Source organism: Streptomyces sp. NPDC090499 (genome assembly GCF_044769305.1).
Classification (GTDB): Bacteria; Actinomycetota; Actinomycetes; order Streptomycetales; family Streptomycetaceae; genus Streptomyces.
Window position 1 is genome coordinate 181,283 of the sequence record NZ_JBIVXP010000020.1, and the last position, 13,666, is coordinate 194,948.

The 13,666-nt window shown below is 71.8% G+C and carries 15 protein-coding genes; 7 read left to right on the forward strand and 8 right to left on the reverse strand.

The window, feature by feature from the left end; all coding sequences use genetic code 11:
- Window positions 1–72 precede the first annotated feature (72 nt).
- A complete protein-coding gene (locus ACIQVL_RS43235) occupies window positions 73–531 on the reverse strand; it encodes a hypothetical protein (RefSeq protein ID WP_403478211.1) in 459 nt (152 codons plus the stop codon).
- Between the two features lie 145 nt (window positions 532–676).
- Here ACIQVL_RS43235 and ACIQVL_RS43240 point away from each other — a divergent pair, with 145 nt between their 5' ends.
- On the forward strand, window positions 677–1,627 hold the full coding sequence (locus ACIQVL_RS43240) for a GlxA family transcriptional regulator (RefSeq protein WP_403478212.1): 951 nt from the start codon (window positions 677–679) through the stop codon (window positions 1,625–1,627).
- 29 nt (window positions 1,628–1,656) lie between these two features.
- On the opposite strand, the gene ACIQVL_RS43245 is transcribed toward ACIQVL_RS43240, so the two are convergent.
- The gene (locus ACIQVL_RS43245; protein WP_403434592.1) at window positions 1,657–2,214 is read right to left on the reverse strand and encodes a hypothetical protein; all 558 of its coding nucleotides are present in this window, start codon (window positions 2,212–2,214) and stop codon (window positions 1,657–1,659) included.
- A gap of 4 nt (window positions 2,215–2,218) precedes the next feature.
- Here ACIQVL_RS43245 and ACIQVL_RS43250 point away from each other — a divergent pair, with 4 nt between their 5' ends.
- The 3 genes from ACIQVL_RS43250 to ACIQVL_RS43260 all read left to right on the forward strand — a co-directional run bounded on the left by ACIQVL_RS43250 (window position 2,219) and on the right by ACIQVL_RS43260 (window position 4,432).
- Window positions 2,219–2,386 carry a hypothetical protein gene (locus ACIQVL_RS43250; protein ID WP_403478213.1) on the forward strand — a complete coding sequence of 56 codons (168 nt, stop codon included), beginning with the start codon at window positions 2,219–2,221 and terminating at the stop codon, window positions 2,384–2,386.
- Between the two features lie 205 nt (window positions 2,387–2,591).
- Window positions 2,592–3,776 (forward strand): sensor histidine kinase, encoded by a 1,185-nt coding sequence (locus ACIQVL_RS43255; RefSeq protein ID WP_403478214.1) that lies wholly within the window; start codon window positions 2,592–2,594, stop codon window positions 3,774–3,776.
- Complete coding sequence (locus ACIQVL_RS43260) at window positions 3,773–4,432, forward strand: response regulator (RefSeq protein ID WP_403478215.1); 660 nt, start codon at window positions 3,773–3,775, stop codon at window positions 4,430–4,432. Before ACIQVL_RS43255 ends, ACIQVL_RS43260 begins: the two co-directional genes overlap by 4 nt.
- A 136-nt stretch (window positions 4,433–4,568) precedes the next feature.
- On the opposite strand, the gene ACIQVL_RS43265 is transcribed toward ACIQVL_RS43260, so the two are convergent.
- The 4 genes from ACIQVL_RS43265 to ACIQVL_RS43280 form a co-directional block, all read right to left on the reverse strand.
- Window positions 4,569–4,871: a hypothetical protein gene (locus tag ACIQVL_RS43265; protein WP_403434580.1), complete on the reverse strand. Its 303-nt coding sequence runs from the start codon at window positions 4,869–4,871 to the stop codon at window positions 4,569–4,571.
- Between the two features lie 86 nt (window positions 4,872–4,957).
- Window positions 4,958–6,241 (reverse strand): hypothetical protein, encoded by a 1,284-nt coding sequence (locus ACIQVL_RS43270; protein WP_403478216.1) that lies wholly within the window; start codon window positions 6,239–6,241, stop codon window positions 4,958–4,960.
- A 29-nt stretch (window positions 6,242–6,270) separates the two neighbouring features.
- Window positions 6,271–6,792, reverse strand: coding sequence for a SigE family RNA polymerase sigma factor (locus ACIQVL_RS43275; RefSeq protein WP_403478217.1), 522 nt, complete (start codon window positions 6,790–6,792; stop codon window positions 6,271–6,273).
- A gap of 125 nt (window positions 6,793–6,917) precedes the next feature.
- The gene (locus tag ACIQVL_RS43280; RefSeq protein ID WP_403434930.1) at window positions 6,918–7,475 is read right to left on the reverse strand and encodes a TetR/AcrR family transcriptional regulator; all 558 of its coding nucleotides are present in this window, start codon (window positions 7,473–7,475) and stop codon (window positions 6,918–6,920) included.
- A 157-nt stretch (window positions 7,476–7,632) separates the two neighbouring features.
- Between ACIQVL_RS43280 and ACIQVL_RS43285 the strand changes: the two genes are divergently transcribed.
- Window positions 7,633–8,562, forward strand: coding sequence for an SDR family oxidoreductase (locus ACIQVL_RS43285; RefSeq protein ID WP_403478218.1), 930 nt, complete (start codon window positions 7,633–7,635; stop codon window positions 8,560–8,562).
- 126 nt (window positions 8,563–8,688) lie between these two features.
- On the opposite strand, the gene ACIQVL_RS43290 is transcribed toward ACIQVL_RS43285, so the two are convergent.
- Window positions 8,689–9,858, reverse strand: a complete 1,170-nt coding sequence (locus tag ACIQVL_RS43290) for a serine hydrolase domain-containing protein (RefSeq protein WP_403478219.1) — start codon at window positions 9,856–9,858, stop codon at window positions 8,689–8,691.
- A 144-nt stretch (window positions 9,859–10,002) separates the two neighbouring features.
- Between ACIQVL_RS43290 and ACIQVL_RS43295 the strand changes: the two genes are divergently transcribed.
- On the forward strand, window positions 10,003–10,707 hold the full coding sequence (locus ACIQVL_RS43295; RefSeq protein ID WP_403478220.1) for a Clp protease N-terminal domain-containing protein: 705 nt from the start codon (window positions 10,003–10,005) through the stop codon (window positions 10,705–10,707).
- 92 nt (window positions 10,708–10,799) lie between these two features.
- Here the strand turns inward: ACIQVL_RS43295 and ACIQVL_RS43300 are convergent, their stop codons facing one another.
- Window positions 10,800–12,722, reverse strand: coding sequence for an N-acetylmuramoyl-L-alanine amidase (locus ACIQVL_RS43300; RefSeq protein WP_403478221.1), 1,923 nt, complete (start codon window positions 12,720–12,722; stop codon window positions 10,800–10,802).
- A gap of 506 nt (window positions 12,723–13,228) precedes the next feature.
- On the opposite strand from ACIQVL_RS43300, the gene ACIQVL_RS43305 reads away from it, so the two are divergent.
- Window positions 13,229–13,561, forward strand: coding sequence for a hypothetical protein (locus tag ACIQVL_RS43305; protein ID WP_403478222.1), 333 nt, complete (start codon window positions 13,229–13,231; stop codon window positions 13,559–13,561).
- Window positions 13,562–13,666 lie beyond the last annotated feature (105 nt).

Here is a 13,666-nt window from a genome sequence, read left to right on the forward strand (position 1 = left end):
GTCATGTGCATGCCCCGGGAGACGGGCCGGCCCACCCCCCGATAACAGAAACCCCGCCGTCCGATACGCCGCTCAGGCGCCGGTCGTCGACCCCGGCCGCACGATCATCAGCACCGTCACGGCGGCCCACAGGAGGTTGAACGCCCCGGTGAACATGGCCAGTTGGACAGTCATCTGCCGGGTTCCGGCGCCCGCGCCGGCCTCCACCAGCGCACTCTGCCGGGGCAGGACCAGCGCGCCGAGGACGAGCGCGGCGACTGCGGTGAGCGCGATCGACGTGATCAGCCAGGCGCTGCCCAGCACGTGCATGTTGCTCGCCGTGGCGAACCCGAACACGGGGACGACCACGCCGATGACGGCGTACACCCGGCATATCCGGTGCAGCAGCTGGACGGTCTCGGCGGCCCGGACGTCGTCCGGCGCCTCGATGGCGCGGCGGGCGGCCGGCGGGAACATGCTGGCGGCGACGGTGACGGGACCGATCGCGACGATCGCCGCGAGGACATGGACGGCGAGGAGGAACTTGGTCACGGCGACGACCGTAGGCGGCCGGAAGATCGTACAGAAGCGGCGATACTGCCACCCTTCGACGGATTCTCGCCAGCGCACCAGCCATCAGTGTGCGGAAATCGGACCAAAGGTTGGCGACAAACCGTCGAACGACTACGTTCCTGCCATGCACACCGTCGCCGTACTCGTCCTGGACCAGGTCGTCCCGTCCGACTTCGCCGTGCCGATCGACACCTTCGGCTGGGCCCGGCTGCCCGACGGCCGGGACGCCTACCGGGTGCGGGTGTGCGGGCCGGCGGCCGAGGTGACGGCGGCGGGCGGCGCGTTCACGATCAAGGCGCCGTACGGGCTGGACGCGCTGGCCGAGGCGGACACGGTCATCGTGCCGGGCCTCGCCGACCCCACCCTCCCGCTTGCCCCCGAGGTCGCCGACGCCCTGCGCGCGGCGGCGGCGAACGGCACCCGGATCGCGTCGGTCTGCGTCGGGGCGTTCGTCCTCGCGGCCACCGGCCTGCTGGACGGCCTGCGCGCCACCACGCACTGGGCCGCGGCCGACACCCTGGCCGCGCTGCACCCGCGCGTCGACGTCGACCCGAACGTCCTGTACGTCGACAACGGCCAGTTCCTGACCTCGGCGGGCGCGGCGGCGGCCATGGACGTGTGCCTGCACATGATCCGCAAGGACCACGGCTCGGCGGTCGCCGCGCACGCCGCCCGGATGTCGGTCATGCCGCTGGAGCGGGAGGGCGGCCAGGCCCAGTTCATCGTCCACGACCAGCCGCCGGCCCCCGCCGGTGCCACCCTGGAGCCGCTGCTCGCCTGGCTGGAGGACAACTGCGACCGGGACCTGACCCTGGACGAGGTCGCGGCACAGGCCGGCATGAGCACCCGTACCCTCAACCGCCGCTTCCGCGACCAGACCGGCACGACCCCGCTGCAGTGGCTGCACCGGGCCCGGGTGCGCAGGGCCCAGCACCTGCTGGAGACCACCGCCCACCCCGTCGAACGCATCGCGAGCCAGTCCGGCTTCGGCTCCCCGACGGCCTTCCGTGAACGCTTCAGGAGAGTGGTCGGCACCAGCCCCCAGGCCTACCGACGGGCCTTTCGCAGCCCCTAGGGGCTGCGCGGTGGCTCCGACGGCGGCGGTCAACGCTGCTCGCGTCGGCTGCGGATGCTCAGGGCGATGACGGAGACGAGGAACCAGAAGGCGCCGAACGCCGAGTATCCGGCCACGGTGGACAGGCCGCTCGTCGCCGAGGCGGACGTGGCGGCGATGGTGGCACCGGCGAGGACGGACTGTCCGCCGCTGACGGCCATCGGCCACTGGGCGCCGACGGTGCGCCGGCGCCGGACCGCCACGACGAGCTGGGCGGCTCCGGAGAGGAGGGCCCAGACGCCGAACACGAGAAGGGCCCTCCCGATGGTGGAGAAGACGGCGACGATCATCCCGGCGGTGGCCGCGAGACCGAGCCCCATGTTGATGACGCCGACGCTGTTCGTGGAGCCGGTGCCGGTCAGGCGGCGCTCGACGAGCGTGGCGACCGCGTCCCACAGGGGGTAGACGACGAGCAGCACGGCCGCGATCACTGTGGGCTCGTCGGCCGACACGAGCGAGGCGGAGGTCGTGAGGAGGAGTGCCACCCAGATCAGGGAGAAGGCGACGCGGATCAGGTGGAGCGATCGGAGCCCGGAAGACGTCGTCACGGCCGTGGCCGAAGCGGTCGAAGCGGTCGAAGCGGTCGAAGCGGTCGAAGTGGCCGGAGCGGTCGAAGCGGTCGAAGTGGCCGGAGTGGCCGGAGTGGCCGGAGTGGCCGGAGTGGCCGGAGTGGCCGGAGCGGTCGAAGTGGTCGAAGTGGTCGAAGTTTCGGTGGTCTGATTCATCGGGTGTCCCGTGGTGATCGTGACGGTGTGAGACGGTCGCCTCGATGAGGAGTCTCAGCGGCCTCGGGAGGGGCCGCGTACTTCGAACGAAGTACTTCCGCCGTCTCCGTCGACCGCGGCGGCTCGGTCGTCCACATCTCTCGCGTCGTCTACATCGTTCGAAGTACACGGCCGCCGCACACGTGAACGAGAATCGGCTCATGGCCAAGGCGCAGAACAGTCAGGACGGGCCGGCCGCACCGCTGTGGGTCCGCCACCCCGAGGCGCTGCACCGGGCCGCCTATGCGGTGGCAGGGCTGGTGCTCACCGGGCAGATCGTGGCGGCGGCGGTGCGGGGGTCGGACTGGCCGACGGTCCTGGCCGTGCTCCTCGCCGGCGGCGGCGTCGCCCTCTCGTGGTGGAAGCCGTGGGCAGGACTGGTCGTGACGAGTGCGGCGTCCTTCGCCGTCACGGCCACGGGCGACGACCCCCTGTCGGTGTGGATGATGGCGGTGCTCGTGCTGTTCTCGGTCACCCTCAGGGGAAAGCAGCCGCTGGCCGGGACCGGCATCGTGGCGGCGTTCTTCCTGGGGGCGTTCATGACCGTCGGGGGGTTCCGCGGCGGTGCGGTCGTCGGAGCCGCCGCCCTCTTCTCGGCCCTGGCGGGAGGTGCGACGGGGGCCGCGCTCCGTATCCACCGGGAGCACTGGTGGACCCTGGAGGAACGGGCCGAGACCGCCATCGCCACCCGCGAGATCGAAGCCACCCGGCGGGTGACCGAGGAACGTCTCCGTATCGCCCGGGACCTCCACGACGTGATCGGCCACCAGGTCGCGATGCTGAGCATGCACCTGGGTGCGGCGGAGATCGGGCTGCCCGAGGGCGCCGAGTCCTCCCGGCAGGCCCTCGTCTCGGCCAGGTCCAGCGCCCGTACCGTCGTCGTCGAGACGCAGCGCATCCTCGCGCTGCTCCGCCTCGGGGACGACGTCTCCGGCGCCGAGGCGCTCCGGCCGACCCCGGCGCTGAGCGGCCTGGAAGGACTCGTCGCCTCCTTCGAAAGCATCGGCCTCGACGTCCGGCCCTCCATCGACATCCCGGCCGGCTTCGTGGAGCCGAGCGTCGGCGTGACGGTCTACCGGGTCGTCCAGGAAGCGCTCACGAACGCCTACCGGCACGGAGAGGGGACGGCAACGGTGGAGGTGCGCGAGGACGACGGCAGGATCCGCGTCACCGTGGAGAACCGCGTCGGTCACTCACCGCACGGCTCCGACCCGGGCAGCGGACTCGGACTCGTGGGGATGCGCGAACGCGTCGAGTCCTCCAGCGGGCGGCTGACGATCGACCGTCACGACGGGCGGTTCCGGGTCCACGCGGAGTTCAGCCCGCTGGGAGAGGTCGTCCGATGACACGGATCCTGATCGTCGACGACCAGGACGAGATCAGGGCCGGGATCCGGGCGATGCTCCGGCTCGACCCGGGTCTCGTCGTCGTGGGGGACCTCTCCGACGGGCTCCAGGTCGTCCCCTTCCTCCGGGAGCACCCCGTCGACCTGGTGCTGATGGACATCCGGATGCCCGGCATCGACGGCGTCGAAGCCACCCGCCGGATCCGCGCGGAGCATCCGCCCGAGAGGACGCGGGTGATCGTGCTGACCACGTTCGACCAGGACGACATCGTCCTCGCCGCCCTGCGCGCGGGCGCCAACGGCTTCCTGAGCAAGACCGTGAGCCCTGCTGAACTCGTCGCCGGAATCACCGAGGTCGTGGGCGGTGGCGGTGCGCTGTCGGCCGCCGCGACGGCCGCGCTCATCGGTCACATGACCGACAGCCCGCCCCCGCTGGTCGACAAGGAACTGCTGCGGCGCTTCAGCGCCCTGACCCCCAGGGAGCGGGACGTGGTCGTTCTGGTGGCAAGCGGTCTCGGCAACGACGAGATCGCGGCCCGGATGTCCGTGTCACCGCTCACCGTGAAGACGCACGCGGTCCGAGCCATGACCAAGGTCGGCGCCCGCGACCGAGCCCAACTGGTCTCCTTCACCTTCCGGGCCGGCCTCTACCCGTGAAGCGGCGGCCGCCCCGCCCACCGGGTCCCCCCGGACTCGTCGTCGGTCTTCACGACCGGCGCGGCCAGGAGGGCGGCAGGAGGGTGGCGGGAGGGCGGCAGGAGGGCGGCAGGAGGGTGGCGGGAGGGCGTTCGGGTCAGGCCCGCCGGTCCGCGACGGCCCAGGACGCCAGTGCCACCGCGCCCGCCACGCCGAGCACGGACGGCCAGGCGCCGACCTTCTTGGCCAGCGGGTGCGACCCGGCGAACGCGACGACATACGCGGCCGACAGCGCCCCGGCCGCCTTCCCGCCCGCCCGCTGCCGCCACTGCTGCGCGGCGGCGGCCCCGGCGACGGCCAGGACGGCCCCGCCCAGCGGCCGCTTCTTCGTCCACCGGGCCACGCCGTAGCCCCCGACGAGCCCACTCGCGGCGATCACCGAACTGGGAACCCTGGCCATGCCTGCCTCCTTGCGCCGTTCCTGCCGTCTTCGGCCCGGATCTCCCGAGGCTAACTCCCACCTCGCTCCGGAGGTTCCGCAGGGTTCTACGACCGCCACTTCGGGCTGAGCGCGATGGCGCGCAGCTGCTTCATGGTCAGGGCCGGGGCGGTGCGGGTCGCGGCGGTCTGCTGGGAGCCGGAGTTGAAGGCGCTGACCACCACGCGGAAGCCGTCGGTGCGCAGGGTGTCGACGGTCCACATGACGACCCCGGCGCCGCCCTTCTCCCCGGGCTGCTTCCGCTCGGCGACCAGGGTTCCGTCGGCGAGCGTCTCGGACCCGGCCCCGAACAGCTGTCCCGCGACATCGGACATGTCCGGCTGCACGTTGATCTGGACGAGACTCCGCCCCTTGCCGTCGTCGACCACGACGTAGGTGAACTGGTCGTCGTCGTCGCTCCCGTGCGCCACCACCTTCAGCCCCTTCGGGACGAGCGAGGCGAGGGTCTGCCGGATCGCCCTGCCGTCCCCCTCCGCCGCGGGCGGTTCCTGGGTCTGCCGGGGATCCTCCGGGATGGCGTCGACGACCCCGCGCCACTCCTGCGCGGCCGCCAGCTTCGTCAACTGGCCTGCGGACAGAGGCGGTTCGTCCCGGCTGACCGGCGCGCCCTTCTCGGCGGCGGCGTTCCACTCGCTGACGGAGACGTGATGGCCGTCCGGGGTGACGAGGTTCGCCGTCCAGAGCTTGGTGTCCACCCGCCGGTCGGGGTACTCGTAGCCCTTGACGACGGTGACGACGGACGCGTCGGGCAGATGGCTGGTGCGGCAACTGCCGTACGGCGTATAGACCTTGTCCGGGCACCGGACGGCCTGCCGGGCGTCGGACCCGCCCGGCAGCACCCGGTTGACGGCGACGCTGACGGCGCCGGGACCGTGCCCGTCGTCGAACACGACCTGCGCGTACGGCGCGACGAGCGGCTGGCTCGGGTCGACACCCTGCCCCACCGCCTTGCCGAACTCCCCCTCGGGCAGCAGCTTCTCCAGCATGCTGATCATGTCGTCCGAGGTCACGGCGCGGGCGGTGGGGGAAGAGGTGGGGCGCGGGGTGGTGCTCACGGAGGAGGGAGGCCGCGGCTGTCCGGAGGGCGACCCGCTCCAGGGCACCAGCAGCGCCCCGCCGACCCCGGCGAGCGCGACCCCGGCCGCGCCGCCCAGCACGGTCGTCCGGCGCCGCAGCCGTAGCCGCCGCCCCCGCGCCGCACCGCCGGCGACGAGCGCGCCCCGGTCGGCGTCGAAGGTGTCCCCGGCGTCGTGCAGCGCGGCGGAGAGCCGCACCTCGAAGGCCTGGTCGTTACTGCTGTCGCTGTCGCTGTACTGCCGCTCCACGGGCATGACGAACCACCGTCTCCACAAGGTTGATGTCAGGGCCGGGCGTACTCGGCGAGGTCCTCGCCCAGCAGCTCGCGCAACCGCCCGAGGGCGCGCACGCACCGCGTACGGACCGCGGCCGAGCTCATGTTCAGCGCGTCCGCGGTCTCGTGCACGGACCGGTCCTCCCAGTACCGCAGGACGACGACGGCCCGGTCCTTGGCGGGCAGCCGCGCCAGCGCGTCGAGGAGGGTCAGCCGCAGCGAGGGATCGGCGCCGCCGGGATCCGCACCGGTGTCGGCCAGTTCGGGGAACGACTCCCTGGCCCGCTCCCTGCTGCTGAACCGCCGCCGGTGGGCGAGGAAGGTCCGGGTGAGGACGGTCTGCGCGTACCCGGCGGGGTTCTCGGCGCGGGAGACCCGGCCCCAGTGGACGTAGATCCGCCCGAGGGCCTCCTGCACCAGGTCCTCCGCGAGGTAGGTGTCCCCGGCGGTGAGCAGGCAGGCGGACCGGTACAGATGCCCGGCCCGCGCCGCGGCGAACTCGGCGTACTCCTCCCCGGCCCTCTGACTCATCCGCAGGCTCCCCCGTCCACGTCTTCGTCCACGTCCCTGCCCCCGTCCCCGTCCCGGCGCTGTGCCGCTCACCTTGTTGATGCGGTGGGCCGGGGTGAATGTTTCGAAGAATTCTCAGGGGAGGCTCACCGGAGCGAGTCGAGCCAGTCCAGGAGCCGGGCGCCCTCTCGGGTCATGACGCCCGGGTCGCGCAGGGCGTTGGCCAGCAGCGACATGCCCTGGTAGCCGGAGACGAGGGTGAGGGCCAGGTCGTCCGGGTCGTCCGTGGCGTCCGCGTCGTCCGTGCCGGACAGCCGCAGCTCGCGGAACTGGCGTGCCGTCCAGTCCAGCAGTCGCCGGATCACCGCGCCGGCCTCCGTGTCGAGGGTCCCCTCGCCGCGCTTGCCGAGCTCGGCGGCCAGGGTGCCGGTGGGGCAGCCGTACCGGGCGGCGACGTCACGCTGCTCGACCCACGCCTCGACCAACGCCTTGAGCCGGTCGCGCGGGTCGGGCAACTGGTCGAGCCGGGCGGTGAGTTCGTCCAGGTGCGCGGTGTGTTCGTCGAGCGCGGCCCGGACCAGCTCGTCCTTGGTCTTGAAGTAGTAGTAGACGTTCCCGACCGGTACGTCGGCCTCCCGCGCGATGTCCGCGAGGGTGGTGCGCTCGACGCCCTGCTCGTGCAGGACCCGGGCAGCCGCCGCCATCAGCCGCTGCCGCTTCTGCGACGCCCGCACCCGCCGGTCCACTGAGTTGGTCACCCAACTAACTATAGACAGCGGGGGAGTCGCCCGTGCTAGCGTCTGGGTCAGCCGACTGAGTCAGTCAGCTAACTAACTTGAGTCCGACTCGTAGGGGGAACTGATGATCACCGTGACGGGCGCGACCGGCAACATCGGCCGGACGCTGGTGGACCTGCTGACCGAGGCGGGCGAGGAGGTGGTGGCGGTGTCCCGGCAGCCCCGGCAGGCCTCGTCCGCGGTCCTCGCCGTCCCCGGCGCCCCTGGCGTCTCCGGCACCCCTGGCACCTCTGGCGCCTCTGACACCCCCGGCGTCCGGTGGGCCGAGGGCCATGTCGGGGACGCGGCGAGCATGCGGGCACCCCTGACCGGCGCCCGTGCCCTGTTCATCGTCCTGGGCGGCGAACTCAACGCCTTCGGGGAGAGCCCCGAGCTGCTGCTCCGGGCGGCCGTGGACGCCGGCGTCGAACGGGTCGTCCTGGTCTCCTCCCAGGTCAGCGCCACCCGCCCGGAGGCCGCCTCGCACGCCCGCCTGCGCGAGTTCGAGGCGGCGGTACGCGCATCGGGCCTCGACTCCACGATCCTGCGCCCCGGCGGCTTCGCCTCCAACGCCTTCGCATGGGCCGACACGATCCGCACCAAGCGCACGGTCTTCGCCCCCTTCGCCGACGTGGCCCTCCCGGTCGTGGACCCGGCGGACATCGCGGCGGTGGCGGCGAAGGCGCTGCGCCCGGTCCGCGGGGACGGCAGCGGGGGCCGTAGGGGCCGCGTCTACGAGCTGACCGGCCCGGAACCGATCAGCCCCCGTCAGCAGGCGGCGGTCATCTCCGCGGCGCTGGGCGAGGAGGTGACGTTCGTGGAGCTCTCACGCGCGGAGGCCCACGCGGCCATGGCCCGCTTCATGCCGGAGGAGGCGGTCGCGGGCACCCTGGACGTCCTGGGCGCACCGCTTCCCGAGGAGTCGAGGGTCAGCACGGACGTGGCCACCGTGCTGGGCCGCCCGGCGGGCGCGTTCGCGGGATGGGCCCGGCGCAACCTGGCGGCGTTCCGGTAGACGGACGGAAGGTGTCCTGGCCGCACGGGATTCCGTGTACGGCCAGGACCCTTTCCACCCACCGAACCCGCTCCCGCCCCCGCTCCTCTTTTTTCATCTGCCTCTGCTTCTGCCGAACTCACCCGGTCACAGCGCGGCCCGCACCGCCTCGACGAGTGCCGACGCCCGCGCGTCCTCCGCGCCCTCGACGATGCTGTTCATGACGTACCCGAAGGCGATGCCGTGCTCGGGGTCGGCGAAGCCCAGCGAGCCGCCGCGCCCGGGGTGCCCGAAGGCGCGCGGACCGGTGAGCGGGTTGGTCTCGACGGGCAGCATGTACCCGGAGGCGAACCGGACCGGGAACATGATGACCTTGTCCACCCCGCCGGCCTGCTCCGCGGTCGCCGACGCGAGCGTGTCGGGGCTGAACAGCCGTACCCCGTCCACCTCCCCGATCAGCGCCGCGTACATCCGCGCGAGGCCGCGCGCGGTGCCGATGCCGTTGGAGGCGGGCAGCTCCGCGGCCTGCACCTCGGCCGAGTTGAAGTCGATCTCGGCGGGGTCCGTGATGGTGAACGCCCGGTTGCTCAACGACTCCGGATCCTGCAGCGCGGCGACGAACTCCCGCGCCTCCGGCGGCACCAGGTCCAGCGGTACGGTGCTGAGATCGACCTCCGGCTTCGGGTACACCATCCGGCTGACCCGCCCGCGCTCGGCCGCCGGCAGCCCGATGAAGAAGTCGAGGCCCAGCGGCCCGGCGACCTCCTCGGCGAAGAACCGCCCAGGGGTGCGCCCGGAGACCCGCCGTACGACCTCCCCGACCAGCCATCCGAAGGTCCGCCCGTGATACCCGTGCGCGGTCCCCGGCTCCCACTCCGGCCGTTGGGCGGCGAGCGCGTCGGCCATCGGCTGCCAGCGCAGCGCGTCCGCCAGCGGCACGGGCGGCTGCACCGTGACCACTCCGGCCCGGTGCGACAGCAGCCACCGCACCGGGATCTCCGCCTTCCCGGCCGCCCCGAACTCCGGCCAGTAGTCGGCCACCGGGGCGTCGAGGTCCAACTCCCCGCGCTGGGCCAGCAGATGGGCCACGGTGGCGGTGGCCCCCTTGGTCGCGGAGTACACCAGCTGCAAGGTGTCCCGCTCCCACTCCCGCCCGGTCTCCGGATCCGCCACCCCACCCCACAGATCCACCACGGGCCGCCCGTCCCGGTACACGCAGACGGCGGCCCCGACATCCCCCCGCTCCGCAAAGTTGGTGCGGAACGCGTCCCGCACACCTTCGAACCCGTTGGCCACTTCCCCGTGGATGGTCGTCATGTCCTCATCCTGGCACTGGGGCGTCCGGCCCCGGCCCGGGGCTCATCGGCCGTACACCGCAGGAGAGTTGGAGTCGCAGAAGACGTCGACCGAAATCGTCAATTACAGATTGACGATGAGGGATCGTCAATTTAAAGTTGACGCATGAGCCCACTCGACATCAGTCTTGCCGACCTGATCGCCCGACTCGACGAGGAACTTCCCGAAGCCAGTGAACTGGCCCGCATCAGCGAGGCCCGGCTGCGCGCCCAGACCCTGTCCGACCTCGGTGACCAGCTCATCGACCACTACGTCAGCAAGGCCAAGCAGACCGGCGCATCGTGGACCGAGATCGGCGACGCCATCGGTGTGTCGAAGCAGGCCGCCCAGCAGCGTCACGCACCCGCCCCGTTCGAGCGGTTCACCAACCTGAACCGGCACGGCATCGTGCTGGCCCAGGAGGCCGCCCGGACGCACAAGCACGACTCCATCGGCACCGAACACCTCCTGCTCGGCCTGCTCGGCGAACCGCGCGGCCTCGGGTACGAGCTGCTGCTCGCGAAAACCGAGTCCGAGCAGCCCATCCGCGACGCCGTCCGCGAAACCCTCCCGCGGGCCGGGAGGAAGGCGCCCCGAGGTCACATCCCGTTCCACGCGCAGAGCAAGGAGGTCATCGACCAGGCCCGCCGCGCGTCGTCCGACCTCGGCCACGACTGGGTCGGCACCGAACACACCCTGCTGGGCCTGATCCGCGTCACGGAGAGCCCGGCCGCGCAGATCCTCCGCAACCTCGGCTTCACGTCGGAGGAGCTGCACGAGACCGTCAAGACCGAGATCAGCAGGCGGCTCGCCGCACGCGACGGCCGCTGACGCACACGAAAGGTGCCCAGGAGGCCGGAACCTCCTGGGCACCACATGCGCGTGCGTGCGCCGGTGTGCGTCGGCGTACGTCCGACGCGCCGTCAGCCGTCCGTCGCCGTGACGTCCGAGGCGTACACCAGGGCGACCCGGTGGTTGTACTGGATGGTGTACATCGCCTTCGCCCCGGTGACGACCGTACCGCTGGACGGGAAGAAGTCGTCCGTGAGCGACGGCGCCGTGGTGGCCACGTACGCCTGACCGGCCGGCACGGTGTACATGCTCAACGCGGCCTGCGTGGAGGGCGACAGACCCGCGGGGTACTCGGCGGCGTCCGGGTAGCTGGAGCCGTACACCGCCACCGGGGAGGTCCCGGCCGCCGAGATCACCTTCACGCCGTGGGCGGGCGCGGTGTTGCAGCCGTGCGGGTTGTAGAACCACACCTTCGAGCCGCTGTACCAGACGGCGGTCCAGTCACCGTCCTGGTCCGCGACCACGAACTGCTGCCCGGCCGCGGCCGTGCTGCCCCAGTCGTTGATCCGGTCGGTGCCGGCCGCGCCCGGGTGCAGCGCCTGGTCCCCGAAGAGGGGAGCGGTCTCGCTCGGCTCGGTGCGGAGGTACACGAAGTCCGACGGCTGCTGCGTCTCGGTGCAGGCGGTGGTGGCGCCGGTCGGGTCGTCGGAGGGGCAGATCTGAACGGTCTGCAGGTTCTTCTCGAACCGCGGGGCGATGGTCACCACCGACCCGACAGGCCCGACCCCGTGCCGCCCGGTGTGCACTCCGAGCAGGTCCATGAGGTGGTTCCAGTCCCAGGACGGGCCCGGATCCCAGTGCATGCCGGAGACGAGGGACGACTTCGGCCCGGCGACGTTGTCGTGGCCGATGATGTGCTGCCGGTCCAGGGGTATGTCGAACCGGTCGGCGAGGTACTTCACCAGGTCGGCCGTGGCCTCGTACTGTGCCTCGGTGTACCAGGTGGCACCGTGCGCGGCGTAGCCCTCGTGCTCGATGCCGATCGAGTGCATGTTGGTGGAGTAGTTGCCCGCGTGGAAGGCGAGGTCCTTCGTCGGCACCATCTGCGTCACCGCGCCGTCCGAGGACCGCATGACGTAGTGCGCGGCGGACCCGCCCGGCTGCGTGAAGAGGTTGACGGCCGCGTCGTACGACGTCTCCGTGTCGTGGATGACGATGCTGTCGATCCGGATGCCGTTGGCAGGCCGATTGGACACCTGCCCGTTGGACGGCGACGCCGGCACGAACGTGCACGCGACGGTGGCCGGGCACTCGGTGTCGGTGGTCGCGGCAGCCTTCAGGTCCAGGGCCTTCAACTGCCCGCTGTCCGGGGCGACATCGCTGTCAGCCGCCAGCTTCACGCGCTCACCGTCGGCCGTCGTACGCCCGACGCCCTTCTTGATGCTGGCGAACACGCGACCGGCGAAGGCGGCGGCGCCCTGCCGCTCGGTGGCCTGGCTGTAACGGGCCACGGCCCCGTACCAGTCACCGGGATCCGCGGACACGGAACCGGCCACGGCCTTCTGATAAGACGCGAGCAGCGCCGCACCCCCACGGATGTTGGCCGCCGGGTCCTTGCGCAGTTCGTCTTCGGTCAGCCCGGTCAGCTTCGCCGCCGCCTGAACGGTGTGCAGAGCCGGACTGGCGGCCATCTCCTTCACATCGCGGCGCCCCGCCGCCCCCGCATCGCCCCCGGCCATCATCGCCGGAGTCACGTCCGTGAGATGCATCGGCCCGAACCCGCCGTCGGTGCTGTGCTGCCCGGCATGCGTGTCCCACGCCGACTCCTGGTACCCCACCGCCAGCAGCACCTGAAGCGGCACGTGGTACGCGTCGGCGGCGGCAGCGAAGTCCTGCTGCAGGGTGGACGCGGTGTCCGCGGTCCCACCGTCGGCCAGCGCCTGCACCGGCACGGCCGCCCCACCCGCAACGGCGAGCGCGGCGACGGCGGTCAACAGAGCGGGACGCCGACGCCTCGACGCATCGTCCCCACGTCTGGAATTGCTTGTGCTCATGAAAAAGTCCCCGAACCTCGGAGGATCAAATGGCGGAATGGAGGATGCATACGAAGGGCCATCGGTTCACCGACCGCACCGGCACGCGCACGGCTCCGCGCCGCACGCGGGACTCCGTCCGCCCACGCCTGGAAGCGGATGATCCCCCTCTGCGCGAAGCCGAGTCAACTTCACCACTTCAAACGGCACTTGAACGCCCGAAGGAGAACCCCGCACAACGCCGGCCACCTCCGGGCGCCCTGCCGCAGCCACCGGGGAACAGTGCACAAGCCTGCCCGAAGAAGCCCCGAAACCCTGCCCGACGAGCCTCGGAACCCTGCCCGATGGGCCTCCGGGAGGGACCGGCCGCACGTCCGGCACGAGCCATGCCCAGGACTCGCGGACCGGTTCCGAGAGGGCACGCCCATGCTCAGCGCAGTCACTGATGACGTTTCCACCCAGGACCGTCGGCGCGCGATCACCGGGGGCCATCTCGTTCCCCTGGTCGAACGAGAGAAGATGGCCGCGTGACCGAGACCCCGAGCCCCGACGGCTGCCGTAGCGGCGTGGAACTGCAGATCGAGCGGGTCATCGTCGCGTCCCTCGAACAGGCCACCGTCCACGTGCGCTGCCTCCGGGGACCGGTCCGACGCGGCGCCCGCTTCAACCGCCTGAGCGGTTCGGCACAAGCCCTCGACCTGACCCTGACACAGGCCCTCGTCTACGGGCATCGAGTGCCCGCACTCGACGCAGGCCTCACCGCCTTTGTGACGCTCCGGGGGAAAGGCGTCCAGACCCTCTTGTCGGGCACACCGGCCTCCGGCGGGCAGGTCATCCAGGGCACCAACCTGCTGCCTTGACCCCGTCACCCCTCTGACGCGTAAATAGGTGCAGGTCAGGGCGATCGTGGGCAGGGCTGGGTGCCGGGTGGCTGTGGGCCGCCGGGCGTCTGGTCTTCTGGTCTT